The sequence below is a fragment of the Fontimonas sp. FW305-C-3 genome (genome assembly GCF_058783185.1).
The window spans coordinates 312,953-336,716 of record NZ_JBYSYK010000004.1 but is presented as its reverse complement, the minus strand read 5'-3'; the positions used below and the strand labels follow the sequence as shown (position 1 = coordinate 336,716).

Below are 23,764 nucleotides of genomic sequence, written 5' to 3'. Positions count from 1 at the left end.
AGACCCGGCCGAGGCCGGGTCTTTTTTGTTGCTCGCTTCAAACCGTTCTAGCTGATGCCCTGGATCGCCAGCCGCACCGCCTCCGACAGCGGCTGCGGCCAGACGCCGGTGAAGATCAGCGCCAGCAGCAACAGTACCATCGCAACGCCTTCCGAGACTGCCATGTCGGAGAACACCGACTCGCGACGCATGCCGCCCGCCTTGGGCAGGAACTGCACGATGACCAGGCGCAGGTAGTAGTACAGACCGATCACGCTACCGAACACGACCGCCAGCGCCAGGCCCCAGGCGTGCTGCTCGACGGCGGCGGCGAGGATGTAGAACTTGGCGAGGAAGCCGACCGTCAGCGGCACGCCGGCCTGGGCCAGCAGCATCGGCGCGAAGATCGACGTCACCAGCGGACGGCGCCAGAACAGGCCGCGGAAATCGTAGATGTGATCGGCATCGTCGAGTGCCTTGGTGCCGGAGATCGCGGCGACGGCGCCGAAACTGCCGAGCGTCATGATCGTGTAGGCGGCAACATAGAACAGCACGGCTTCGCGGGCGGTATCGCCACCGACCAGGAACGGCACCATCAGATAACCGAAGTGCGCGATCGACGAGTACGCGAGCAGACGCTTGACGTTGTTCTGCTGCACGGCGCCGAGGTTGCCGATCACGATGCTGACGACCGCCATCACCGCGAGCAGCGTCTCCAGCATCGGCGTCAGCGCCAGCGGCGCGGCGTCGAGCCAGCGCAGCAGCACGACGGCAACCGCGCCCTTGGAGACCGTCGCCAGGTAACCGGCGATCGGCGCCGGCGCGCCTTCATAGACGTCCGCCGTCCACAGATGGAACGGCACCAGCGACAGCTTGAACGCAAAGCCGACCCAGACCAGCGCGAGGCCGCTCTGCGCGAGCAGCGCATCGTCGCCGATCAGCTTCGGCAGCGCCGCCGCAATGCCGGCGAACTGCATGCTGCCGCTCGCCGCATACACCAGCGCGAAGCCGAACAGCATGATCGCGGTCGCAGCCGCCGACAGCACCAGATACTTCATGCTCGCTTCGAGCGGGCGCTGGCGCCGCATCGGATAGGCGATCATGCCGAGCAGCGCCATGCCGAGGGTTTCGAGGCCGACCAGCAGGCTCACCGCGTGCTGCGCACCGGCCAGCACCATCGCGCCGAAGGTCGCGATCAGCAGCAGCAGGTACATCTCTTCGCGGTAACCGGCGTACTCGCCGAGATAGCCATAGACCAGCAATGCGGTCAGACCGCCGGCGACCAGCAGCAGCGCCATGACGAAGCGCGCGTAGTCGTCCATCACCAGCAGCGGCGTGACTTCGGTGCTCGGCAGCGACAGCAGGCAGCTGCCGAGGCCGACGATGAAGATGAACGTCGTCAGGCGCACGACCGTGCGGTGCGCGCGCGCGACCGACAGCAGCAGCATAACGGCGACGATGCCGACGGCGATGACCAGCAGCGGCGCCGAAGCCAGCAGCTGGGCTTGCAGGGCGGGCGTCATCATGGCGTCACCCCGAGTGCAGCAGGCACAGCCAGCACCGGCTGGCCGTAGTTGTACCAGTGGCCGATCTGCGCCAGCGAACCGCGCGCAAGATCGATGACCGGCTGCGGATACAGGCCGAGCGCAATCAGGCTGATCATGATGCTGACCATCATGAGCTGCTCACGACGGGTCAGATCCTCGACCTCCTCGTCGCCGGCCGGCGGTCCGTGCAAGGCCTTCTGCACGATGTACAGCGAGTACACCGCGGCGAGAATCAGGCCGGTCGCGGCGACCGAAGTCATCCACGGCGCGACCGTGAAGCTGCCGAACAGCACGAGGAACTCGCCGACGAAGTTGCCAAGACCCGGCAAGCCGAGCGACGCGAGCGCGAAGAACATTAGCGCCGTCGCGTAGTGTGGCGCGCGCCGCGCCAGGCCACCCATCTTGTGCAGCTCGCGCGTGTGCAGGCGTTCGTACAGCTCGCCGCAGAGGATGAACAGGCCGCCAGTCGCCAGACCGTGCGCGAGCATCAGCAGCACCGCACCTTCGAGCGCGAGCGTCGTGCCAGCGTAGATGCCGAGCAGCACAAAGCCCATGTGCGAGACGCTGGTGTAGGCAACAAGGCGCTTGATGTCGGTCTGCACCAGCGCCATTTTCGCGCCGTACAGGATGCCGAAGATCGCCAGCCCCATCGCGATCGGCGCGAAGTCTTGCGACGCATTGGGGAACATCGGCAGCACGAAGCGCAGCAGGCCGTAGGCGCCAGTCTTCAGCAGCACGCCGGCAAGGTCGACCGAGCCGGCGGTCGGTGCCTGCGAATGCGCATCCGGCAGCCAGGGATGCAGCGGGAACACCGGCAGCTTGACCGCGAAGCCGAGGAAGAATGCCAGCATCAGCACGTATTCCATCGTCGGCGACAGCTGGGTGTAGAGCAGGTCGAGGTAATTGAAGGTCCAATTGCCGGTCGTCTGCCGGTGCAGCCAGACCAGCGCCAGGATCGCGACCAGCATCAGCAGGCCGGCGGCCTGCGTGAACAGGAAGAACTTGGTCGCCGCGTACACGCGCGAGCGGCCGCCGCGGCTGGAGTGCCCCCACAACGCGATCAGGAAGTACATCGGCACCAGCATCGCTTCCCAGAACACGAAGAACAGGAAGAGATCGAGCGCCATGAACACGCCCATGACGCCGGCGAGGTTCCACAGCAGGTTCAGATGGAAGAAGCCGACGTACTGCTGAATTTCACGCCAGGAGCAGGCGACCGACAGCACACCGAGCACGCCGGTCAGCAGGATCATCAGCAGACCGAGGCCATCGAGACCGAGATGGAAGCTGACGCCCCAGCGCGGAATCCAGTCCATGCGGAACTCGATCAGGAACTGCGGCGTGCCGTGCACCGGGATGATGCCCGGCGTGTCGGCGTGCCCCCAGATCCAGATCGCCAGCACGCAGGTCGCGGCCATCGACAGCAGGCCGATCCAGCGCGGCCAGGTCAGCGAGAAGCGCTCCGCGACCCAGGCGAGGATGCCGCCGAGGAACGGGATCGCGATCAGTGCGGGCAACAACCAGGGACTCATGCCCATTGCGCAGCTCCAAGCATCAGTACGACGCCTGCCAGCATCGCCGCCACATACCAACGCATGCGGCCGGTCTGCGGCCGCAGCGAAACCTTGTGCAGCGCTGTCACTGCGTGCGCCATTGAGTCGTACATCTTGTCGATGATGTCGTTGCGGTTGACCCGCGCCAGTGCGTACAGCGGCTTGACGAAGAGCGTGTCGTACAGGGCATCGAAGCCCCAGCCGCTGCGGGCGAGCGCGCGCAATGCGGTTTCCTTCGGCGCTTCCGTCGCGCCCTGGCCGTACCAGCGCCAGGCGAGGAAGATACCGATCAGACCCGCGGCGACCGCGACGTACTCCGGCCAGTGCACCGCCATCTCGTGCGCTTCCGGCAGCAGGCCGGTCAGCGGCAGGCTGATCAGGCCGCCGGTCAGCGACAGGATCATCAGCACGATGAGCGGCGCGCGCATGCGGTGGTTGTCTTCGTCATGGGCATGAATCTTCTCGCCGCCGAAGAAGACGATGAAGATCAGGCGGAAGGTGTACAGCGCAGTCAGGAACGCGCAGACCGTACCCATGCCCCACCACGCGAGGTGGCCGCCGCCGAAGGCGCCGGCGAGGATCTCTTCCTTGCTCCAGAAGCCGGCGGTGACGATCGGCAATGCCGCGAGCGCCGAGCCGCCGATGACGAAACTCCAGAACGCGATCGGCAGGTGCTTGCGCAGCCCGCCCATCTTGAAGATGTCCTGCTCGTGGTGGCAGGCGAGGATCACGCTGCCCGACGCGAGGAACAGCAGCGCCTTGAAGAACGCGTGCGTCATCAGATGGAAGATCGCCGCTTCCCAGGCACCGGCGCCGAGCGCCATGAACATGTAGCCGATCTGCGACATCGTCGAGTACGCCAGCACGCGCTTGATGTCGCTCTGCGCCAGCGCGGCGCCGCCGGCGAGCAGCAGCGTGATCGCGCCTATCCAGCCGACGACCATCAGTGCATCCGGCGCAGCGAGGAACAGGCCATTGAGGCGTGCGACGAGATAGACGCCCGCGGTCACCATCGTTGCCGCATGGATCAGCGCGGAGACCGGCGTCGGGCCAGCCATCGCGTCCGGCAACCAGGCCTGCAGCGGCAGCTGCGCGGACTTGCCGACCGCACCGCCGAGGATCAGCAGCGAAATGATCGTCGGCATCGTCGGGTCATTGGCCCACAGCGTCGGCGCCGCGGCGAGGATCACGCTGATGTCGAGCGACTGGACTTCGCGGTACAGCAGGAATAGGCCGATCGCCATCGCGGTATCGCCGACGCGCGTCGTGATGAAGGCCTTGCGCGCAGCGGCGCCGTTCTCCGGGTTGTCGTTCCAGAAACCGATCAGGAAGTACGAGCACAGGCCGACGCCTTCCCAACCGAGGTAGACCAGCAGCAGGTTGTCGCCGAGCACCAGCAGCAACATCATCGCGATGAACAGGTTCGTGTACGCGAAGAACTTCTGGTAGTTGGCGTCTTCGCGCATGTAGCCGGACGCATAGCTGTGGATCAGCGCACCGACGCCGGTGATGACGCCAGTCATCGTCAGCGACAGGCCGTCCAGATGCAGGGCAATGCGCGGCGTGAAGTTTTCGAGCTGCAGCCACATCCACAGCACTTCGGTGACCGGCTGCGGCGCCTGCAGCCACTGCCAGCCGACGATCGCAGTCATGACCGCACTGGCGCTGACCGAACCGACGGCGAGCGTCGTTGCCAGTGCACGCGGCATGGTCCGCCATAACAGCAGCAGCGCGGCGCTGATCAGCGGCGCCAGAACGATCCAATGCAGAGGGAGCGCAGTCGTCGTCATGCTTTCATCCGGCTCAGCGCATCCGGGTCGAGGGTCTTGAAGCGCAGGTGAATCTGCAGCAACAGGGCGAGGCCGACCGCCACTTCAGCGGCGGCGAGCGTCAGCACGATCAGGAACATGATCTGGCCGTCCGGCTGTGCCCAGCGGCTGCCGGCGACGATGAACGCCAGGCCGGTCGCGTTGAGCATGATTTCCAGGCACATCAGCGAGAACAGCAGCCCGCGGCGCACCAGCAGGCCGATCGCGCCCAGCGCGAACAGCGCGGCGCAGACGCCGAGCGCGTGAGCGAGAGGAATGGCGCTCATTTGTTTTCTCCGCGCACAGGCTCGCGACGACCCAGGTGATACGCCGAAATGAGTCCCGCGAGCAGCAGCATCGAACCCAGCTCCACAGCCAGCAGATAAGGCCCGTACAGGGCGATACCGACCGCCTTGGCGTCGACCTCGATGCCCGGCGTGGCATGCGTGCTGCCGGCCATCGCGTAAAGCAGCTGCGCGAGCAACGCACCGGCGAGCAGGCCGGGGCCCAGCCAGACGCGCGGCTTCAGCCACTGGCGCTCCTGGTCGCCGACACCGGGACCGAGATTGAGCAACATGACGACGAACACGAACAGCACGATGATCGCGCCGGCATACACCATCACTTCGAGCATCGCGGCAAACGGCGCGCCGAGGGCGAGCATCATTCCGGCAACCGCCAGCAGCGACAGGATCAGGTACAGCAGTGCATGCACCGGGTGTGCGCGCGTGATCGCCATGATGGTTGCCGCAATCGCGACGAGCGAGGAACCGTAGAAGAAGTCGATCACGGCATCAGGCTCCGCACATCGACCGGCGCCGATTCGTTCTGCGCCGCGCCCTTGGGCTTGCCGGCGATCGCCATGCCGGCGACGTTGTAGAAGCTGTAGCCCGGCTGCTTGCCTTGGCCGGCGATCAGCAGATGTTCCTTTTCGTAGACCATGTTCTTGCGGTCGTACTCGGCCATCTCGTAATCCGGCGTCAGCTGGATCGCGTAGGTCGGACAGGCTTCCTCGCACATGCCGCAATAGATGCAGCGGGAGAAATTGATGCGGAAGAATTCCGGATACCAGCGGCCATCCGGCTTCTCGGCCTTCTGCAGCGCGATGCAACCGACCGGGCAGGCCACCGCGCACAGATTGCAGGCGACGCAGCGCTCTTCGCCGTTCGGATCGCGGGTCAGCACGATGCGGCCGCGATAGCGCGGCGCGAGGTACGGTTTTTCTTCCGGGTAGTTGACGACCGACCGCGGCTGGAACATGTGGGCAAACACCTGCCACAGCGACAGACACTGGGTCAGGAAGCCTTCGATCACCAGCTTCAGGCCACTCATTTGATGACTCCGGACAGCACCAGCGCACCCGTGACTGCGGTGTTGAGCAGCGCCAGCGGCAACAGGACCAGCCAGCCGAAACGCATCAGCTGGTCGTAGCGCGGACGCGGGATCGCGCCGCGCAGAAGAATGAAGAACAGGATGAAGCCGCCGGTCTTGATGCAGAACCAGATCAGCGGCATGAAGTGCCAGCCGAACAGGGTCAGACCGAAATCGGGGCCGAGCCAGCCGCCGAAGTACAGCGTCGTCAGCAGCGACGAGGCGAGGATCACCGACACGTATTCGCCGACGAAGAACATGCCGAACTTCATGCCCGAATATTCGGTGTGGAAGCCGGCGGCGAGTTCATGCTCGGCCTCCGGCAGGTCCAACGGCAGACGGTGCGTCTCTGCCAGGCCGGCGATCATGAAGATGATGAAGCCGAGACCCTGGGTCAGGATGAACCAGCCGTCCTGCTGCGCGAGCACGATGTCGTTGAGGCTGAACGAGCCCGCCTGGATGACAACGCCGAGCAGCGCGAGGCCCATGAACACTTCATAGGCGATCGACTGCGCCGTCGCGCGGATCGCGCCGAGCAGCGAGTACTTGCTGTTCGAGGCCCAGCCGCCGAGCATCACCGAATAGACCGCCAGCGAGGTCATGCCGAGCACGAACAGGATGCCGACGTTCCAGTCGCCCGCCACGCTGACGCCCGGCGCAACCGGCACGACGGCGAACGCCAGCAGGATCGTCGCCATGACAATCGCCGGCGCGAACGTGAACACGACGCGATCGGCGAACGGTGGGATCCAGTCGTCCTTGGTGAAGATCTTGATCATGTCGGCGACGACCTGACCGAGGCCGAGGAAACCGACGCGGTTCGGACCCCAGCGGTCCTGCCAGACGCCGAGCATGCGGCGCTCGACCCAGATCAGCAGCGCAGCGACGACGACGACGCTGAGCAGGATCGCCACAACCATCAGGATCGATTGCAGCGTCATGCTTGCGACCCCAGGATGTTGAGGCCGGCACCGATCGCATTGACCGGCACGCCCGGCACGCCGCGCGGCACGCCGATCAGTTCCGCCGGCAGGCTGTCGCTGACGCGCAGCTGCGCCTGCCAGGACTGGCCGCTCGAATCCAGGCGCAGCACGGTGCCGGCGCTGAAGCCGAGCTTCTTGGCGGTTTCCGGATTGAGGACGACATACGGCGCCGGCACCCGGCCGGCGATCGCCGGGCCGCGCACCGACAGCTCTTCCGAGCCGAACAGTTCATAGAGCCAGACCTGCTGCAGGCCTTCACTCTGCGAATTCGCCGCACGCTCGTAATAGGCGCCCGTTGCTTTCGGCTTGATCAGGCGCACGCCCGGATCGCCGCCCTTGAGCGGACCGCCGATCTCGGCCTGGAACTTGTTGACCGCCTGGTTCGAGTTCCACTTCGGCGCCCAGAAGATCGGGATCTCCGACGGCGGCGCACCCGTGCGCTGGCCTTCCATCGAGAATGCCAGCGGCGAATCGTGGTCCTGCACCGGCCGCGGCTCGTTCATGGTGCGGTTGGCATGCATCGCCGTGCGGCCGCTGGAACGATGCGACTGGCGCGGAATGCGATTACCGACGATGCGGAAGCGTGCGCCCGGTGCGGTGTTGACGATGTCGGCGAGGCGCGCATCGCTGGCCGCGCAGCTGGCGGTCAGTTCGTCGAAGCCTTCGCCCGCAACATCCGCCATGTTGTGCAGGCGGCTCGCGGCCTTCTGCAGCCAGCGCCAGGATTCCTCGGTCTGCGTCGTCGTCGACTGCATGACGCGGAAGTAGCGCTGCGCACGGCCTTCGAAGTTGACCAGCGTGCCGTCGGCCTCGGCGAAGCTGCCGGCCGGCAGCACGAGATTCGCGGCGGCGACCAGCGGCGTCGCGATCGAGTCGATGACGACGAGGTTCTTGATCTTCTTCAGCGCGGCACCGAGGCGCGGCGCATCGACGCGGCGGTAGAGATTGTTCTCGACCACGACCAGCGTATCGATCTCGCCGGCCTCGATGCGGGCCAGCGCGGCGTCGAGATCGGCGCCGCCAAGCATGGCAGCACCCAGGCTGTTGGCTTCGGCGAGCGGCAACGCAATCGATGGCGTACGACCGGCCTTGGTCAGCGCGGTGCACAGATTCGCCGCCGCCTGCAGCACGGCCGCCGAAGCACTCGAGCTGCCGCTGATGATCAGCGGCCGCTGCGCGCCCTTCAGCGTTTCGGCGATCGTATGCGCGAGATGCATGTCGTCGTCGGACAGGCCGGTCGCCCGCGGCTGCGTGTAGTCGAGCTGGTGAACGATTTCCTGGCCCAGCGCGGCGATGCGCTGCGGCGCTGCACGCAGCGTGCGTGCGGCGATATCGTCGAGATCGGTGGCGTCCGGCGTGCAGATGAACAGCGGGCTGCGCACGTCCTGCGCAAGCAGGCGCACCGAGTGATCCTGCCAGCGCGGCACATTGGCCTTGTCGGCCATCTGGAAGCTGGCCTGGCGCGTCGCCTGACGCACCGCGAGCGCGAGGCGCGCACTGGTCTCCAGCAGGTCTTCACCGAGGATCAGCACCGCGTCGGCCTGTTCGATATCGGCGACGCTGGCGATGTTCGCCGAGGTGCTTTCGAGGATTTCCAGTGCCAGCGTATCGAGCGTGCTGTCGAGCGATGCGGTACCGCGGTGGAAATTCTGCTGGCCGACCAACGATCGCAGCGCGTGGTTGGCTTCCAGCGACGCGCGCGGCGAACCGACGCCGACGACGTGTCCGGCCGCGACCCAGGTCGCGAGCTGCGCAAGCGCGGCCTCGCTGTCGAGCATCACCGCCGTCGTCGCTTCATCGCCGCGCAGCAGCGCGCTGCGCGGACGGTCTTCGGCGTTGGCGTGCTGGTAGCCATAGCGACCGCGATCGCAGAGGAAGTAGCCGTTGACCGCACTGTTGTAGCGGTTCTCGATGCGCTTGATCGCGCCGTAGCGTTCGCCCGGCATCGTGTTGCAGCCCGTCGAACAGCCGGCGCAGATGCTCGGCGCCTGCGCCAGATCCCACTTGCGCGTGTACGACTCGCTGTAGGTCTTGTCGGTGAACACGCCGGTCGGGCAGACCTCGGCGAGGTTGCCGGAGAACGGGCTTTCCAGCGTGCCGCTTTCGGCGCGGCCAAAATAGACGTTGCTCGCCGACGAGAAAACGTTCAGGTCGTCGCCGCCCGCATACTCGCGGTAGAACCGCACGCAGCGGTAGCAGCTGATGCAGCGGTTCATCTCGTGGCCGACGAACGGCCCGAGGTCCTGATTGACGTGGGTGCGCTTGGTGTAGCGATAGCGGCGATAGTTGTGGCCGCTCATCAAGGTCATGTCCTGCAGATGACATTGACCGCCTTCTTCGCAGACCGGGCAGTCATGCGGATGATTGGTCATCAGCAGTTCGATGACTGCCTCGCGCATTTCGGCGGCGTCGGCGTGTTCGATCGAAACGCGGGTCTTGTCCGTGCAGGGCGTCATGCAGGCCATGACGACGCGGCCGGTCGTATCGTTCTCGTCGCGGAACTGGGTGACCGCGCACTGACGGCAGGCACCGACCGAACCGAGCTCCGGATGCCAGCAGAAGTACGGCAGATCGAGGCCCTGCTCCAGCGCGACTTCCAGCAGGTTGCGCTTCGGATCGACCTGATAGCGCTGGCCGTCGATCTCGATCATCGCCGTTGCGGCGTCATTCACTGGCTTGGCGTCACCGGCGCTCATGCTTTCACCTTTGCGCGGCTCGAAAAATGATTGACTCGCATGAGTGAGCACGCTCCCGCACCCATTTGCGCTACGCGCAAAACACCGTGTCGCGCGCTCATGCTTTCACCTCCACCACCGGCGCAGGGGCTGCGACCTTGGCCGCGCGATCGAAGTCCGCGCGGAAATACTTGAGCGCGCTCTGCAGCGGTTCCATCGCACCCGGCGCATGCGCGCAGAACGTGCGGCCAGGCCCGAGCAGCCGGGTCTGCTGCTGTAGCAGGCCGATGTCCGCCGGCCGACCTTGCCCGGCTTCCATGCCGGCGAGAATCTTCTCGGTCCACGGCAGGCCATCGCGGCACGGCGTGCACCAGCCGCAGGATTCGCGCGCGAAGAACTTCTGCAGATTGCGCACCATCGCGACCACATCGGTCTGGTCGTCGAGCACGATCAGCTGCCCGGTGCCCATGCGCGAACCGGCCTTGCCGATCGTGTCGAAGTCCATCGACAGATCGAGATGGTCGACGGTCAGGAAATCGGTACTGGCGCCGCCCGGCAGGAAGCCGCGCAGCTTGAGACCTTCGCGCATGCCGCCGGCATGGACGTCGATCAGCTCGCGCACCGTCGTGCCCATCGGCAGTTCCCAGGTGCCCGGCCGGCGAACCTTGCCGGACGCGCCGTAGAGCTTGGTGCCGCCGTCCTTGCACTTCGACAGCTTGGCGTACCAGTCGCTGCCGTAGTGAATGATGTGCGGGACGTTGCACAGGGTTTCGATGTTGTTGACGACCGTCGGCTTGCCGAACAGGCCGGCAGTCGCTGGGAACGGCGGCTTCGCGCGGGGCACCGCACGCTTGCCTTCGAGCGAGGAGATCAGCGCGGTTTCTTCGCCGCAGATGTAGCGGCCGGCGCTGGTGTGCAGATGCAGTTCGAAGTCAAAACCCGAACCGAGAATGTTCTCGCCGAGCAGCTTGCGCGACTTGCACTCGTCGATCGCCTTGCGCAGACGGTCGGCGGCAACGACGTATTCGGCGCGCAGGAAGATGTAGCCGATCGAAGCACCGATCGCATAACCGCCGATGATCATGCCTTCGATGAACTGCATGGGATCGCCTTCGAGCAGCAGGCGGTCCTTGAACGTACCTGGCTCCATCTCGTCGCCGTTGGCGACGATGTATTTCTGCTTCGGCGCGTCCGGGCCCATCGGCACCAGACCCCACTTCACACCGGTCGGGAAACCGGCGCCGCCGCGGCCACGCAGGCCGGCGGTCTTGATCAGCGCGGTGACATCGCGGTTGGCCATCTTCAGCGCGATGCGCAGGCCCTGGAAGCCACCGTGCTTCTCGTATTCGGCCAGGTTGTACGGCGCGTGATCCGGGCGGATGCGCTCGGTCAGCGGCTTGGTCGGTGGCGATTGGCGCGCGGTCATTATTTATAGCGCTCCAGAATCGAATCCAGACGCGCGGCGTCCACGGATTCGAGATCACGATGAGTGTCTTCGCCAACGAGCATCGCTGGCGCGCGGTCGCAGGTACCGAGACAGCAGATCGGCAGCAGCGTGAAACGGCCATCGGCCGTGGTCTGGCCGGTCTTGATGCCGAGGCGCTGTTCGAGCAGCTCGGTCAGACGCGGTTGGCCGAGCATCCAGCACGACACCGAGTCGCAGACGTGGATGACGTGCTTGCCGACCGGGCGGCGGTAGATGAGATTGTAGAAAGTCGCGACGGCATCGACCGTCGCCGGCGTCGAGCCGAGCGTCTGCGCGATGGCGGCGACGGCTTCGTCGCTGACCCAGCCGCGATGCTTCTGCACGATCTTCAGCGCTTCGATCGTCGCCGCGGACGGCTGCTCGTAGTGCGCCAGCTCGTGTTCGATTTCCTTGAGTTCTTGGAGACTGAGCATGGTTCGTTACCGGTCGACGTCGGCCATGACGAAGTCGATGCTGGCGATGATCGCGATGAGGTCGGGCACCATCAGGCCGCGCGAGATATACGGAATCATCTGCAGGTGCGCGAAGCTCGGCGTACGGATGCGCGTGCGATAACTCATCGTGCTGGCGTCGGACGTCAGGTAGTAGCTGTTGAGGCCCTTGGTCGCTTCGACCGTCATCGTGCACTCGCCGGCCGGAATCACCGGACCCCACGAGACGTTGAGGAAGTGGTTGATCAGGGTCTCGATGTCCTGCATCGAGTTGTCCTTGATCGGCGGCGTCGTCAGCGGATGGCGCGCCTTGTAATCGCCGGCCGGCATGTTCTTCATGCACTGCTCGATGATGCGCAGCGACTGGCGGATTTCCTCGATGCGCACCACGCAGCGGTCGTAGACATCGCCGCCGTTGGCAGTCGGCACTTCGAAGTCGAAGTTCTCGTAGCCCGAATACGGACGCGCCTTGCGGTAGTCCCAGGCCATGCCGGTCGCGCGCAGGCCCGGACCCGTCACGCCCCACTCGATCGCTTCTTCGGTGTTGTATTTGCCGATGCCGATGCAACGGCGCTTCAAGATGGTGTTGCGCATCGCCATCTTGTCGTAGTCCTTCAGGCGCTTGGGCATCCAGTCGAGGAATTCCTGGACCAGCTTCTCCCAACCCTTCGGCAGATCGGCGGCGACGCCACCGATGCGGAACCACGCCGGATGCATGCGGAAACCGGTGACGGCCTCGATGACGTCGTAGGCCTTCTGGCGGTCGACGAACATATAGAACACCGGCGACATGCTGCCGACGTCCTGCGCAAACGTGCCGTAGAACAGCAGGTGCGAAGTGATGCGGAAGAACTCCGACATCATGATGCGGATCGTTTGCGCACGTTCCGGCACCTTGATGCCGGCCATCTTCTCGATCGCCATCACGTACGGCAGGTTGTTCATCACCCCGCCGAGATAGTCGATGCGATCGGTATACGGAATGAAACTGTGCCAGGACTGGCGCTCGCCCATCTTCTCGGCGCCGCGGTGGTGGTAACCGATATCCGGCACCGCCTGCACGATCTCTTCGCCATCGAGCTGCAGCATGATGCGGAACGCACCGTGCACGCTGGGATGGTTGGGGCCGAGATTGAGCACCATGTAGTCATGGTCTTCGTCGGCGAGTTTCATGCCCCACTTCGCCGGATCGATCTTCAGCGCTTCCTGCTCGAGATCGACACGCGCCTGATCCATGACCAGCGGCGGCGCTTCGGTCGCGCGCGCATAGTGGTCCTTGCGCAGCGGATGACCGACCCAGGTCGGCGGCATCATGATGCGCGACAGGTTCGGATGACCTTCGAAAACGATGCCGAACAGATCCCAGACTTCGCGCTCGTACCAGTTGGCGTTGAGCCACAGGCTGGAGATCGATGGCAGGCTCGGCGTTTCACCGAGCAGCGGCACCTTGATGCGGATGTCGCTGTTCCGCTCGAAGGACGTCAGGTGATAGACCACCGTGAAATCCGCCGGCGGCAGGCCGGCCCGATGCTGACGCGTGCGCTCGTCGACCGCCGTCAGGTCGTACAGCATCTTGTACGGCTGGTTGATGCCGTGCTTCAGCCACTTGAGCACGGCCGGCGCGCGCGCCGCCTTGACCCACACCGTCGGGATACCGTCGGCAGTCTTCTGCTCGCTGATGATGTCAGCGTGGAATTGCTCGACCAGCGCGGCGATGACTCGCTCTGTCTGCGCGTTGACGACCGCTGCATTCATGCGCTTACACCTGATCCGGCGTGCGCAGATCCGTCGCCGCCATGCGCTCGGCATGTTTGGCGTCGCGCATCGACAGCTTGGGCACCTGGGTCACGCCCTGCGGACCGACCACCCACGACAGCGGGCGGCGCTCTTTCTGGATCGAGTTCTGCAGCAGGATCAGCGCTTCGAGAAACGCTTCCGGACGCGGAGGGCACCCGGAGATATAGACGTCGACCGGCAGGATCGTGTCGACGCCCTGGACGACCGAGTAGATGTCGTACATGCCGCCGGAATTGGCGCAGGAGCCCATCGAGATGACCCACTTCGGCTCCAGCATCTGTTCGTACAGACGCTTGATGACCGGCGCCATCTTCAGGAACGGCGTGCCGGAGATGACGATGACGTCCGACTGGCGCGGCGTCGCGCGGATGACTTCCGAGCCGAAACGCGCGAGGTCGTGCTGGCTGGTGAAGGCGGTCGCCATTTCGACGTAGCAGCACGACAGGCCGAAGTTGAACGGCCACAGCGAGTTCTTGCGACCCCAGTTCACCGCGGCCTGCGCCATGTCTTCGAGGCGGCCGAGGAAAATGCTCTTGCGGACTTCTTCTTCGATGGACGGCGCGGACCCAGGCTGGTCCATGCGCTTGAGGCTATATTCCATATGCGCGGACGAGTCCCTTAGTAATGACGGTCGGAGGCTTTCTGCGCCTTCGGTGCCCAATCCAGCGCGCCAGTCCGCCACAGATAGACGAGCGCGACCAGCAGCAGGGTCAGGAACACCATGATCTCGATATAGCCGGCCCAGCCGGCTTCGCGCGCGGCGACGCCCCAAGCCAGCACATAGACGGCTTCGAGGTCGAAAATCACGAAAAACACGGCGACCAGGTAAAACTTCGCCGAAAGGCGATAGCGGGCACCGCCGGTGGAAATGATGCCGGACTCGTAAGCTTCAGCCCCGGATTCGGACAAACGGGTCTTCTGCCCGAGAACTGAAGACAGTCCGAGCATGACCACACAAAGACCCAAGACCAAGGCTGCATACAGCGCCAGCTGGCCAAAATCCATGGCTTGCTCCGGCTGATCGACGACGTTGAAGGGTGATAACAACGCATATTGTAATGCGGCAACGCCGAAACGTCTGCCATGAATTTCCTCAGCCGAACAGCTCCGCATGGCTGAAATCGCAGCTGATTCGCAGTTAGCGATCCTGTTAGGCCGACTGTTAGTTCATGCTGCGCCGCGACATTGCGTAGCGTCCGCAGTGCGCCAGCGGTCGCGTCACCGGCCTTTCACATGCGGCTTACACACTGCAAGGATTTCCCGAATTCCGATGAATGCCATGCCGCGCCTGCTCGCCTTCTGCCTCGCTCTTTGCGCCCTGCCCGCCGCCGCCGCGCAAATCTCCATCGCGCATCGCGGCGCTTCGGCGTACGCGCCCGAGCACACGTTCTTTGCCTACGATCTGGCCATCGAGCAGGACGCCGACATGATCGAATGCGACCTGATCCTGTCGAAGGACGAGGTGCCGGTGTGCATCCACGACGAGACGGTCGACCGCACGACCGGCGGCAGCAGCAGCGGCCGGGTCGACAGCTACACGCTGGCCGAACTGCGCCAGATGGACTTCGGTAGCTGGTTCAATGCCGCCAATCCGGGCAGTGCCAGGCCCGAGTACGCCGGCGCTCACATCGTGCCGCTCGAGGAACAGCTCGATTGCTACCTGCGCATCAACCCGCGGATGCGCTTCCACGTCGAGACCAAGGACTCCGCCGGCGGTCGCGCCGAACAGATCTTCTTCGAGTTGCTGACCCGCAAGGGCCTGATCGCGACCGGCGACCTCGGCAACGGCAACGTGCAGAGCTCGACCGTGCTGCTGCAGAGCTTCGACGCCGGCAGTCTGGAGCGGATGAAAGGCCTGACCAGCACCATCCCCACGGCTTTCCTGTTCGCGACGCCGAACGGCACGACCAGGCCCTGGATACAGGCCGGCGACGGTCCGGACTACATCGACGCGTTCGCCCCGAACGCCGCGGCGATCCTGCTCGACCCGGGCATGGTGCAGCGCTTCCACGACGGCGGCCACGACGTCCACACCTGGACGGTCAACACGCGTCAGCAAATGGACCGCCTGCTGCAGCTCGGCGTCGACGGCATCTTCACCAACAACCCCGACCTGTTGCGCGCCGCGATCGACGAAACCGGCAACGGCGTTGCGGCGGCCGAACGCGGCAACCCCGCCGGCTTCGAGCGTGGCTGCCCCGGCATCGCCGGACGCGTCACCAGCAAGGACGGCCCCGGCGATACCTGGGAACCGACGGGCACACGCGGCGTGCAGCTGAAGGCCGACGAGCAGCCGGAGCCGCCGCCGAACGAACCCGGCGACGCGGGCCGCTTCGGCGCTGGCGGCCTGTCGCTGGCGCTGCTGGCAGGACTGGGCCTCGGCGCCGCGCTGCGCCGCCGCTAGTTGCGGAGCAGCTTCAGCCGCGGCCGCGCGTCTTGGTCTTGTGCGGCTGCGCGTTGGTCTCGATGAACTCGACGATCTTCATCGCCACATCGACGCCGGACGCCGCCTCGATGCCTTCCAGGCCCGGCGAGGAATTCACCTCCATGATCATCGGCCCCTGCCGCGTGCGCAGCAGGTCGACACCGGCGACATTGAGCCCGATGATCCTCGCGGCACGCAGCGCGATGCGGCGTTCTTCGGCGGTGATCTGCACCGGCTCGGCGCGCCCGCCGCGATGCAGGTTGGCGCGAAAGTCGCCGTCCTTGGCGACCCGCCGCATCGCCGCGACGACCTTGTCGCCGACGACCAGGCAGCGGATGTCGGCGCCGCCAGCCTCGGCGACGAAGTTCTGCACCAGGAAATAGGCGTCGAGCCCGCGGAACGCGTCGATGACCGAGTTCGCCGCCTGCGGCGTTTCGGCGAGCACGACGCCCTGCCCGTGCGAACCCTCGACCAGCTTGATCACCATCGGCGCGCCGCCGACCAGGCCGATCAGGCCCTGGGTATCGTCCGGCGAGTGGGCAAAGCCGGTGGCCGGCATGCCGATGCCCTTGCGGGCGAGCAGCTGCAAGGCGCGCAGCTTGTCGCGGGCGCGCGTGATGGCGACCGACTCGTTGACCGAGTAGACGCCCATCATCTCGAACTGCCGCACGACGGCGGTCCCGTAAAACGTCACCGACGCGCCGATGCGCGGAATCACCGCATCGAACCCGCTGAGACGCCGCTTGCCGACCCAGATCTCCGGCCGGCCGGGCTGGATGTTCATGTAACAGCGCAGCACGTCGATCACCTGCACCTGGTGCCCGCGCGCGGTCACCGCCTCGACCAGACGGCGGGTCGAATACAGGCGACGGTTGCGCGACAAGATGGCGATTTTCATGGGCCGTCAGCATATGGGCTTGGATGCGATATCACCATTGCAGCCCCCGGCGTCACTTCTATACTGAGGCCATCCGCTTTAGAGGAGCCGGCGATGAGCACGTCCACCCCAGCACAAACCAGCTACAAGACCTTCGAAGAGTTCTATCCGTACTACCTGCAGGAGCATTCCAACCGCACCTGCCGGCGCCTGCATTTCGTCGGCTCGACGCTGGGCCTGTGCCTGGTCGCCTACGCGATCGCAACGCAGACCTGGTGGCTGATCGCGGTGGCCTTCGTGCAGGGCTACGCGTTTGCCTGGGTCGGGCATTTCTATTTCGAGCACAACAAGCCCGCCACCTTCCAGTATCCCTGGAAGTCCTACCTCGGCGACTGGAAGATGTGGTGGCAGACGCTGACCGGAAAAATTCCGTTCTGACCGGCGCGGAGCTCATCGCCGGCCTCAGCGACCGCACGCTGCCGCCGGCCGCTTTCGATCACCGTGCCCACGTCTGCGCCGCCTGGCAGTGCCTGCGCGAACAGCCGCTCGATGCCGCGTCGATGCGCTTTGTCGGTCTGATCAAGGGCTATGTCGCGCACCTCGGCGCGGCTGACAAATACCACCACACGCTGACGATGGCGCTGCTGCGGCTGATCCATGCGCGGATGGGTGATGACGCAGCGGACTGGCCGGCTTTTGCTGCGGCAAACGCCGATCTGCTCGCCGACGCACGCGCCGTGCTCGCAAGGCACTACTCCGATGCGAGGCTGCACAGCGATACGGCTCGCCAGCAGTTTGTCGAACCTGATCTGCAGGCCCTGTAGCCCGGGTCCAACCCAGGTTTCACCCGGGCTACGCAAATCTGCTCGGTGAGCATAAAATCACCGCCCTTTCCGCGGCACCTCAAGTTCTCTCATGTCGGATCAGCACAGCTTTGAAGTCATCGTTGTCGGCGGCGGCCATGCCGGCACCGAGGCGGCGCTGGCGGCTGCGCGCATGGGCTGCGCGACGCTGCTGATCACGCAGAACATCGAGACGCTGGGGCAGATGTCCTGCAACCCGGCCATCGGCGGCATCGGCAAGGGCCATCTGGTCAAGGAGATCGACGCGCTCGGCGGCATCATGGCGCGCGCCGCCGACCATGCCGGCATCCAGTTCCGCACCCTCAATGGCTCGAAAGGCCCCGCCGTGCGCGCGACCCGCGCCCAGGCCGATCGCGCGCTGTACAAGGCGTATGTGCGCAGCGCGCTGGAAAACCAGCCGAACCTGACGCTGTTCCAGCAAGAAGTCGAAGACCTGATCGTCGAGCACGGCGCGGTGTGTGGCGTCGTCACCAAACTCGGCCTGCGCTTCTTCTCGCGCAGCGTCGTGCTGACGACCGGCACTTTCCTCGGCGGCCGCATCCATGTCGGCCTGACCAATCACGCTGGCGGACGCGCCGGCGATGCACCGTCGTTGCCGCTCGCTGCGCGCCTGCGTGAATTGCATCCGCGCGTCGGGCGCCTGAAGACCGGCACGCCGCCGCGCCTCGATGGCCGCACGATCGACTGGTCAGTGCTCGCCGAGCAGCCGGGCGACACGCCGCGTCCGGTGTTCTCGTTCGTCGGCTCGCACGCCGACCAGCCGCGCCAGATCAGCTGCCACATCACCTACACCAACACGCAAACCCACGACATCATCCGCGGCGCGTTCGACCGTTCGCCGATGTTTACCGGCGTCATCGAAGGCACTGGGCCGCGCTACTGCCCGAGCATCGAGGACAAGGTCAACCGTTTCGCCGACAAGGACCGCCACCAGATCTTCCTCGAACCGGAAGGCCTGAACACCCGCGAGATCTACCCGAACGGCATCTCGACCTCGATGCCCTACGACGTGCAGGAGCGCTTCGTCCGCAGCATGGTCGGCCTCGAGAACGTGCGCATCACACGGCCCGGCTATGCCATCGAGTACGACTACTTCGATCCGCGCGATCTGCAGTCCTCGCTGGAAACCAAGCCGCTGCCGGGCCTGTTCTTCGCCGGCCAGATCAACGGCACGACCGGCTACGAAGAGGCCGCGGCACAGGGTCTGCTCGCCGGCATCAACGCCGCGCGCAAGGCGCGCGAGCTGCCGAGCTGGACGCCGCTGCGCCACGAGGCTTACATCGGCGTACTGGTCGACGACCTCATCACGCGCGGCACCAGCGAGCCGTACCGCATGTTCACCTCGCGCGCCGAGCACCGCCTGCTGCTGCGCGAAGACAATGCCGACCTGCGCCTGACGACGACCGGCCGCGAGCTGGGTCTGGTCGACGATGCACGCTGGGCGGCCTTCGACGCCAAACGCGAAGCCATCGCCAGTGAACGCGAACGCCTGAAGTCGCTGTGGCTGAAGCCTGCGCAGCTGCGCGATCCGGCCATCGTCGGCATCTTCGGCGAGCCGCCGAACGACAGCGGCCTGTCCGGCCTCGACCTGCTGCGCCGCCCGGAAGGCAGTTACGCGACGCTCCAGCAGCTGGGCCTGGTGCCGCAGGACACCGCCGCGGTGGTGGCCGAGCAAGTCGAGATCGAGGCGAAGTACGCCGGCTACATCCAGCGCCAGCAGACCGAGATCGACCGCAACCTCCGCTACGAGAATGCGCCGTTGCCGCTGGAAATGGACTACGCCGAAGTCACCGGCCTGTCGACCGAAGTGCGCCAGAAGCTGATCAGCCATCGCCCGCAGACCATTGGCCAGGCTGCGCGCATCGCCGGCATCACGCCGGCCGCGGTTTCGCTGCTGCTGGTTCACCTGAAAAAACGCGGCGGATTGCGGCGTTTTGCATGACCCGGAACCTGAAGCAATCCGTTCAGCGAAGATTCAAGGCGGCGGATTAATCTGGAGTCACCGGTAGCCGCCAGCCCCCAACAAGCGCTACCGGGCACTCCCAACCCTGCTTCCCCCCGCAGGGTCCCAGAACCCACCGGCTCCCCCCAGCAGGTGGGTTCTTTTTTGCCCGATGCTTTTGCGGGCTAGGCGCGCCGCTGCCGCTTCGGCAGATAGTGATGCAGGCGTCCGCCTTGGTCGCGCAGCCACAGCTTGTGCGGCAGATAGTCGGGCATCTGTTTTTCGACCAGCGCCCAGAAGCGATCCGAATGGTTCATGTGGACCAGATGGCAAAGCTCGTGGATGACCACGTAACGGAATGCCACCGGCGGCACCATGATCAGGCGCCAGGACAGCGAGATCGAGCCGTCCGCGCTGCAACTGCCCCATTGGGTCTGCGGGTCGGCAATCTGCAGATGGGTCCAGCGCACGCCCAGGCGGGCAGCTTCCTCATCGAGCATGCGCCGCGCGTCGACCTGGGCGCGCTGCATCAGCTCGCGCTTGAGGATCAGCTCCAGCTTGTGCGCGCTTCGGCAGATTTCGGACGGCGCGAAGATCGTGATGGCCTCGGTCTCGACGCGCACCTGCACGCGCTTCAGGGTGGCGGCCTCGACGCAGACCGGCACCAGTTGGCCGCGCAGGAGAATTTCGTCGGTGCCGTCCCAGCGCGCCGGCGGCGGCAAGGGATTGCCGGCATCGCGCGCGGCGTATTCGTCGAGCTTCTCGCGCACCCAGGCATCACGCGAAGCAAGAAATTCCAGCGCCTCGCGACGCGGCACCCAACGCGGATAAATCAGCAGTACTTCGCGATCGGGGCGGACTTCCAGACGGATGCTGCGCGCGCGGTCGCTGAGCTTTTCGCGCAGCCGGTAATCGCTGCGGAACAGATCGAGCTGGTCGCTCACGCCGGCCACCGGAGGACCTCGCTGGCGTTTGTGACAGCCCCGACCTGAAACGGTAACTTTTTGTTCATGCCCGTAGCGCGCCCTTCAAACATCACACTTTGTTGCGTCGCACATCGGCTTTATCCACAAGCTTATCCCCGTCATCTGTAGATAAAGTTCACGGGAGATTCAGGCTGCGGCTCATCGGGCGGAATATCCAATGCGATCAAGCACTCCGTCGAGTTCATCGAGGGAATGAAACTTGACGCGCAGTTCACCTTTGCCGTCGCGCCCGGCCTGCAAAGTCACAGGACAGGCCAGCAGATCCGAAAGCTCGCGTTCGAGCAGCTTCCAGTCGCCCGCCTTGGCCGGCTTGAAGACGATCTTGCGGTCGCGGGTGGCCGCCAGCTTGCGCTCCAGCTGGCGTACCGACAGCTTGTGGCGGATCACCTCATCGGCCCAGCGCACCTGCTCCTCGAGCACGACGCCGGCCAGCACCTTGGCGTGCCCCGGATTGAGGTGTCCGGAATTGACCAGGGCCTGCACCGGCTCGGACAGATTGAGCAGGCGCAGCGTATTGCTGACGTATTCGCGCGACTTGCCGACGCGCTCGCCGATCTCTTCATGGGTCAGGCTGAACAGCTCGCCGAGGCGCTTGAGGCCGGCGGCGGTCTCCATCGGCGTCAGCGACTCGCGCTGCAGGTTCTCGATGAGGCCGACGACAAAGGCTTCGGTATCCGACAGATCGTCGCGAATGACGGCGGGCAGCTCATGCAGGCCGGCCTGCTGCGCCGCGCGCCAGCGGCGCTCGCCGGCCAGCAGCTCGTAACCCCAGACCCTTGTGCGCAGCACGACCGGCTGCACGACACCGGATTCCTTGATGCTCTCGGCCAGCTCGCGCAGCGCCTCGGGGTTGAAGTTGCGGCGCGCCTGCTGACTGCCCGGGCGGATCAGATCGATCGGGATCTCGCGGACTTCGACAGCGGCCTTCCGGTTGCTCATGCGGGCATTGTAAGGCCGCGACGGCGGACGCCACAGAATCGATATCGCCCATCGTGGAATAATGCGCGTCCGACCGACTCGCGAAACCGGCTGCAAGGCCTTGTTCGCAATGGAAGACCATGGAAGAACAATTCCGCACCATCATCGAAGCCATCGGCGAAAACCCCGATCGCGAAGGCCTGCTGCGCACGCCGCACCGCGCGGCACGGGCGATGGAATTCCTGACCCAGGGCTACGAGCAGGACATCGACGAAATCGTCAACGGCGCGGTGTTCGAGTCGAGCAACGACGAGATGGTCATCGTCAAGGACATCGAGCTGTACTCCCTGTGCGAGCATCACCTGCTGCCGTTCATCGGCAAGGCGCATGTTGCCTACCTGCCGAGCGGCAAGGTCATCGGCCTGTCGAAGATCCCGCGCATCGTCGACATGTATGCGCGGCGCCTGCAGATCCAGGAAAACCTCACCAAGCAGATCGGCGAGTCGATCCAGCGCGTGACCGGCGCGGTCGGCGTCGCGGTTGTCATCGAAGCGAAGCATCTGTGCGCCATGATGCGCGGCGTACAGAAGCAGAACTCAAGCATGATCACGTCGATGATGATCGGCCGTTTCCGCGACGATCCGCGGACGCGTCAGGAATTTCTCGATCTGATCCGCAGCGGCAACCGCTAGCCGCGCCGACTGGCCGACCGCATCCGGAACTGGACAGTCCGCTTTTGAATCCGGCTACACTTTGACCAGCGTATTAGCTGTGTCATGCGCCGAACCGAGGATTTCCGTGATGCTCGCAAACTCCGTCAACCCCGACCTGCTCGCCCAGCGTGAGGTGCTCGATGCCGTGGCGCCGCAAGTGGCCGAGTTCATGCAGCGTCATCGCGACAGCCGCAAGCTGTGGATGCCGAGCGAACTGCTGCCGGCCTGCGACCTGTCCGATATCGACTACGACGCCGAGCTGAAGATCATGCGCGAGCGTGCGCGCGGCCTGCCGGACAGCGTCCGCGTCGCGCTCGCGCTGAACCTGCTGACCGAAGAAGGCCTGCCGCACTTCCATCGGCTGGTCGCCCAGTACATGGGCCACGATGGCGTCTGGGCCGAATGGAACAATCTGTGGACCGCCGAGGAAGACCGCCACGGCTGCGTGCTGCGCGACTACGTCCGCGATGCCCGCGTCTTCGATCTGCGCCCGCTGGAGCAGATGCAGTACGAATACATCGAAGCCGGCTTCAATCCGGAATGGAAGGAAGACCCGTATCGCCTGCTGGCCTACACCAGCCTGCAGGAGAAGGCGACGCAGGTTTCGCACTCCAACGCCGGCCGCGCTGCCAGCCAGTACGACCCGCTGCTGCAGCGCATCCTCGCGCACATCTGCGCCGACGAAGCGCGCCACTACGCGTTCTATCGCGACAGCTTCACCGCGGTGCTCAAGCTCGACACCAACCGCGCGCTGGTTTCGCTGGCGGCCGTCGCACCGGCGCTGGCGATGCCGGGCCACAACATCGCCGGCTTCGCGCAGATGTCGGAAGTCGAACGCCGCGCCGGCATCTACGGCCCGCGCGAATACCTGAAGCTGATCGAAGACCTGGTCAAGCACTGGGCCATCGATGCGCTCGGCGGCCTGTCGTCCGCCGGCCGCGCCGCACAGGACAAGATCATGCAGCTGCCGTCGCGTCTGCAGCGCATGGCCGAGTACGTCGAGTCCAAAGCGCACGCGCGCAGTTTCTCGTTCGAGTTCATCTACCAGCGCGCGTTCGAGATGGCGGCCGGCAAGGGCGGCTGAGTTGTAGCCCGGGGACCCGGGTTTCACCCGGGCTACGGTTCAGCGCCGAACGCCAAATCCCTGTTCTGCCGTTTCATCGCTGGGCAGCCAGTCGAGCTGATCGACGCGCGCTGCCGGCGGGCCGTGCTGCAGCCAGACGCGCAGCTTTTCCAGCGCCGCGGCATCGCCGCCAGCCAGGCCCTCGACGCTACCGTCGGGGCAATTGCGCACCCAGCCGTTCAAACCGAGGCGATTGGCGGCATCCGCCGTCGATTGGCGGAAAAACACGCCCTGGACGCGGCCGCGGACGCTGAAGCGATATGATGTGGCCATGATGTCGATGATTC

Annotated in this window: 22 protein-coding genes and 1 pseudogene; 6 read left to right on the top strand and 17 right to left on the bottom strand. The window is 65.3% G+C overall.

The annotated features are described in order from the left end of the window. Positions 1-47: 47 nt before the first annotated feature. From AC3WUF_RS16930 to ndhC, 13 genes and pseudogenes are all read right to left on the bottom strand, one after another. Complete coding sequence (locus tag AC3WUF_RS16930) at positions 48-1,505, bottom strand: NADH-quinone oxidoreductase subunit N (RefSeq protein ID WP_492427745.1); 1,458 nt, start codon at positions 1,503-1,505, stop codon at positions 48-50. Continuing rightward, complete coding sequence (nuoM, locus tag AC3WUF_RS16925) at positions 1,502-3,058, bottom strand: NADH-quinone oxidoreductase subunit M (RefSeq protein WP_492428423.1); 1,557 nt, start codon at positions 3,056-3,058, stop codon at positions 1,502-1,504. The genes AC3WUF_RS16930 and nuoM overlap by 4 nt, the downstream gene beginning before the upstream one ends. After that, the gene (gene nuoL / locus AC3WUF_RS16920; RefSeq protein WP_492427743.1) at positions 3,055-4,869 is read right to left on the bottom strand and encodes an NADH-quinone oxidoreductase subunit L; all 1,815 of its coding nucleotides are present in this window, start codon (positions 4,867-4,869) and stop codon (positions 3,055-3,057) included. Before nuoL ends, nuoM begins: the two co-directional genes overlap by 4 nt. Next, on the bottom strand, positions 4,866-5,174 hold the full coding sequence (nuoK, locus tag AC3WUF_RS16915) for an NADH-quinone oxidoreductase subunit NuoK (RefSeq protein ID WP_492427741.1): 309 nt from the start codon (positions 5,172-5,174) through the stop codon (positions 4,866-4,868). The genes nuoL and nuoK overlap by 4 nt, the downstream gene beginning before the upstream one ends. After that, positions 5,128-5,674: pseudogene (nuoJ, locus tag AC3WUF_RS16910) on the bottom strand (NADH-quinone oxidoreductase subunit J); the annotation flags it as partial. The pseudogene nuoJ and the gene nuoK, both read right to left, overlap by 47 nt. After that, entirely contained in the window at positions 5,674-6,219 is a 546-nt protein-coding gene (nuoI, locus tag AC3WUF_RS16905; protein ID WP_492427739.1) for an NADH-quinone oxidoreductase subunit NuoI, read from the bottom strand. The gene nuoI and the pseudogene nuoJ, both read right to left, overlap by 1 nt. Next, positions 6,216-7,199, bottom strand: coding sequence for an NADH-quinone oxidoreductase subunit NuoH (gene nuoH, locus AC3WUF_RS16900; RefSeq protein WP_492427737.1), 984 nt, complete (start codon positions 7,197-7,199; stop codon positions 6,216-6,218). Before nuoH ends, nuoI begins: the two co-directional genes overlap by 4 nt. Then, the gene (gene nuoG / locus AC3WUF_RS16895) at positions 7,196-9,937 is read right to left on the bottom strand and encodes an NADH-quinone oxidoreductase subunit NuoG (RefSeq protein ID WP_492427735.1); all 2,742 of its coding nucleotides are present in this window, start codon (positions 9,935-9,937) and stop codon (positions 7,196-7,198) included. The genes nuoH and nuoG overlap by 4 nt, the downstream gene beginning before the upstream one ends. A 97-nt stretch (positions 9,938-10,034) precedes the next feature. Continuing rightward, a complete protein-coding gene (gene nuoF / locus AC3WUF_RS16890) occupies positions 10,035-11,342 on the bottom strand; it encodes an NADH-quinone oxidoreductase subunit NuoF (RefSeq protein WP_492427733.1) in 1,308 nt (435 codons plus the stop codon). Further along, entirely contained in the window at positions 11,342-11,815 is a 474-nt protein-coding gene (gene nuoE / locus AC3WUF_RS16885) for an NADH-quinone oxidoreductase subunit NuoE (RefSeq protein WP_492427731.1), read from the bottom strand. The genes nuoF and nuoE overlap by 1 nt, the downstream gene beginning before the upstream one ends. A 6-nt stretch (positions 11,816-11,821) precedes the next feature. Next, on the bottom strand, positions 11,822-13,588 hold the full coding sequence (gene nuoC / locus AC3WUF_RS16880; protein WP_492427729.1) for an NADH-quinone oxidoreductase subunit C/D: 1,767 nt from the start codon (positions 13,586-13,588) through the stop codon (positions 11,822-11,824). Between the two features lie 4 nt (positions 13,589-13,592). Further along, complete coding sequence (locus tag AC3WUF_RS16875; protein WP_492427727.1) at positions 13,593-14,231, bottom strand: NuoB/complex I 20 kDa subunit family protein; 639 nt, start codon at positions 14,229-14,231, stop codon at positions 13,593-13,595. A gap of 17 nt (positions 14,232-14,248) precedes the next feature. After that, a complete protein-coding gene (gene ndhC, locus AC3WUF_RS16870; protein ID WP_492428421.1) occupies positions 14,249-14,635 on the bottom strand; it encodes an NADH-quinone oxidoreductase subunit A in 387 nt (128 codons plus the stop codon). Positions 14,636-14,900: 265 nt separating this feature from the next. Between ndhC and AC3WUF_RS16865 the strand changes: the two genes are divergently transcribed. Next, positions 14,901-16,034 carry a glycerophosphodiester phosphodiesterase family protein gene (locus AC3WUF_RS16865; RefSeq protein ID WP_492427725.1) on the top strand — a complete coding sequence of 378 codons (1,134 nt, stop codon included), beginning with the start codon at positions 14,901-14,903 and terminating at the stop codon, positions 16,032-16,034. A 13-nt stretch (positions 16,035-16,047) separates the two neighbouring features. Here the strand turns inward: AC3WUF_RS16865 and rimK are convergent, their stop codons facing one another. After that, entirely contained in the window at positions 16,048-16,953 is a 906-nt protein-coding gene (gene rimK / locus AC3WUF_RS16860; RefSeq protein WP_492427723.1) for a 30S ribosomal protein S6--L-glutamate ligase, read from the bottom strand. A gap of 93 nt (positions 16,954-17,046) precedes the next feature. Between rimK and AC3WUF_RS16855 the strand changes: the two genes are divergently transcribed. From AC3WUF_RS16855 to mnmG, 3 genes are all read left to right on the top strand, one after another. After that, a complete protein-coding gene (locus AC3WUF_RS16855; protein ID WP_492427721.1) occupies positions 17,047-17,370 on the top strand; it encodes an Mpo1-like protein in 324 nt (107 codons plus the stop codon). After that, a complete protein-coding gene (locus AC3WUF_RS16850) occupies positions 17,337-17,756 on the top strand; it encodes a hypothetical protein (protein WP_492427719.1) in 420 nt (139 codons plus the stop codon). The genes AC3WUF_RS16855 and AC3WUF_RS16850 overlap by 34 nt, the downstream gene beginning before the upstream one ends. A gap of 91 nt (positions 17,757-17,847) precedes the next feature. Next, the gene (gene mnmG, locus AC3WUF_RS16845) at positions 17,848-19,737 is read left to right on the top strand and encodes a tRNA uridine-5-carboxymethylaminomethyl(34) synthesis enzyme MnmG (protein WP_492427717.1); all 1,890 of its coding nucleotides are present in this window, start codon (positions 17,848-17,850) and stop codon (positions 19,735-19,737) included. A gap of 185 nt (positions 19,738-19,922) precedes the next feature. Here mnmG and AC3WUF_RS16840 read toward each other — a convergent pair whose 3' ends face one another. Next, on the bottom strand, positions 19,923-20,681 hold the full coding sequence (locus AC3WUF_RS16840) for a M48 family metallopeptidase (RefSeq protein ID WP_492427715.1): 759 nt from the start codon (positions 20,679-20,681) through the stop codon (positions 19,923-19,925). A gap of 180 nt (positions 20,682-20,861) precedes the next feature. Further along, positions 20,862-21,662 carry a ParB/RepB/Spo0J family partition protein gene (locus tag AC3WUF_RS16835; RefSeq protein ID WP_492427713.1) on the bottom strand — a complete coding sequence of 267 codons (801 nt, stop codon included), beginning with the start codon at positions 21,660-21,662 and terminating at the stop codon, positions 20,862-20,864. Between the two features lie 119 nt (positions 21,663-21,781). Between AC3WUF_RS16835 and folE the strand changes: the two genes are divergently transcribed. Together folE and AC3WUF_RS16825 are read left to right on the top strand one after the other, a co-directional pair. Beyond that, positions 21,782-22,333 (top strand): GTP cyclohydrolase I FolE, encoded by a 552-nt coding sequence (gene folE, locus AC3WUF_RS16830; RefSeq protein WP_492427711.1) that lies wholly within the window; start codon positions 21,782-21,784, stop codon positions 22,331-22,333. Between the two features lie 109 nt (positions 22,334-22,442). Next, a complete protein-coding gene (locus tag AC3WUF_RS16825) occupies positions 22,443-23,438 on the top strand; it encodes an acyl-ACP desaturase (protein WP_492427709.1) in 996 nt (331 codons plus the stop codon). Positions 23,439-23,477: 39 nt separating this feature from the next. Here the strand turns inward: AC3WUF_RS16825 and AC3WUF_RS16820 are convergent, their stop codons facing one another. Further along, on the bottom strand, positions 23,478-23,750 hold the full coding sequence (locus AC3WUF_RS16820) for an acylphosphatase (RefSeq protein WP_492427707.1): 273 nt from the start codon (positions 23,748-23,750) through the stop codon (positions 23,478-23,480). Positions 23,751-23,764: the final 14 nt, after the last annotated feature.

Coding starts and splice junctions, on each gene's coding strand:
- AC3WUF_RS16930 (WP_492427745.1), bottom strand. CDS start 1,505: ATGATGACGCCCGCCCTGCAAGCCCAGCTGCTGGCTTCGGCGCCGCTG.
- nuoM (WP_492428423.1), bottom strand. CDS start 3,058: ATGAGTCCCTGGTTGTTGCCCGCACTGATCGCGATCCCGTTCCTCGGC.
- nuoL (WP_492427743.1), bottom strand. CDS start 4,869: ATGACGACGACTGCGCTCCCTCTGCATTGGATCGTTCTGGCGCCGCTG.
- nuoK (WP_492427741.1), bottom strand. CDS start 5,174: ATGAGCGCCATTCCTCTCGCTCACGCGCTCGGCGTCTGCGCCGCGCTG.
- nuoI (WP_492427739.1), bottom strand. CDS start 6,219: ATGAGTGGCCTGAAGCTGGTGATCGAAGGCTTCCTGACCCAGTGTCTG.
- nuoH (WP_492427737.1), bottom strand. CDS start 7,199: ATGACGCTGCAATCGATCCTGATGGTTGTGGCGATCCTGCTCAGCGTC.
- nuoG (WP_492427735.1), bottom strand. CDS start 9,937: ATGAGCGCCGGTGACGCCAAGCCAGTGAATGACGCCGCAACGGCGATG.
- nuoF (WP_492427733.1), bottom strand. CDS start 11,342: ATGACCGCGCGCCAATCGCCACCGACCAAGCCGCTGACCGAGCGCATC.
- nuoE (WP_492427731.1), bottom strand. CDS start 11,815: ATGCTCAGTCTCCAAGAACTCAAGGAAATCGAACACGAGCTGGCGCAC.
- nuoC (WP_492427729.1), bottom strand. CDS start 13,588: ATGAATGCAGCGGTCGTCAACGCGCAGACAGAGCGAGTCATCGCCGCG.
- AC3WUF_RS16875 (WP_492427727.1), bottom strand. CDS start 14,231: ATGGAATATAGCCTCAAGCGCATGGACCAGCCTGGGTCCGCGCCGTCC.
- ndhC (WP_492428421.1), bottom strand. CDS start 14,635: ATGGATTTTGGCCAGCTGGCGCTGTATGCAGCCTTGGTCTTGGGTCTT.
- AC3WUF_RS16865 (WP_492427725.1), top strand. CDS start 14,901: ATGAATGCCATGCCGCGCCTGCTCGCCTTCTGCCTCGCTCTTTGCGCC.
- rimK (WP_492427723.1), bottom strand. CDS start 16,953: ATGAAAATCGCCATCTTGTCGCGCAACCGTCGCCTGTATTCGACCCGC.
- AC3WUF_RS16855 (WP_492427721.1), top strand. CDS start 17,047: ATGAGCACGTCCACCCCAGCACAAACCAGCTACAAGACCTTCGAAGAG.
- mnmG (WP_492427717.1), top strand. CDS start 17,848: ATGTCGGATCAGCACAGCTTTGAAGTCATCGTTGTCGGCGGCGGCCAT.
- AC3WUF_RS16835 (WP_492427713.1), bottom strand. CDS start 21,662: ATGAGCAACCGGAAGGCCGCTGTCGAAGTCCGCGAGATCCCGATCGAT.
- folE (WP_492427711.1), top strand. CDS start 21,782: ATGGAAGAACAATTCCGCACCATCATCGAAGCCATCGGCGAAAACCCC.
- AC3WUF_RS16825 (WP_492427709.1), top strand. CDS start 22,443: ATGCTCGCAAACTCCGTCAACCCCGACCTGCTCGCCCAGCGTGAGGTG.
- AC3WUF_RS16820 (WP_492427707.1), bottom strand. CDS start 23,750: ATGGCCACATCATATCGCTTCAGCGTCCGCGGCCGCGTCCAGGGCGTG.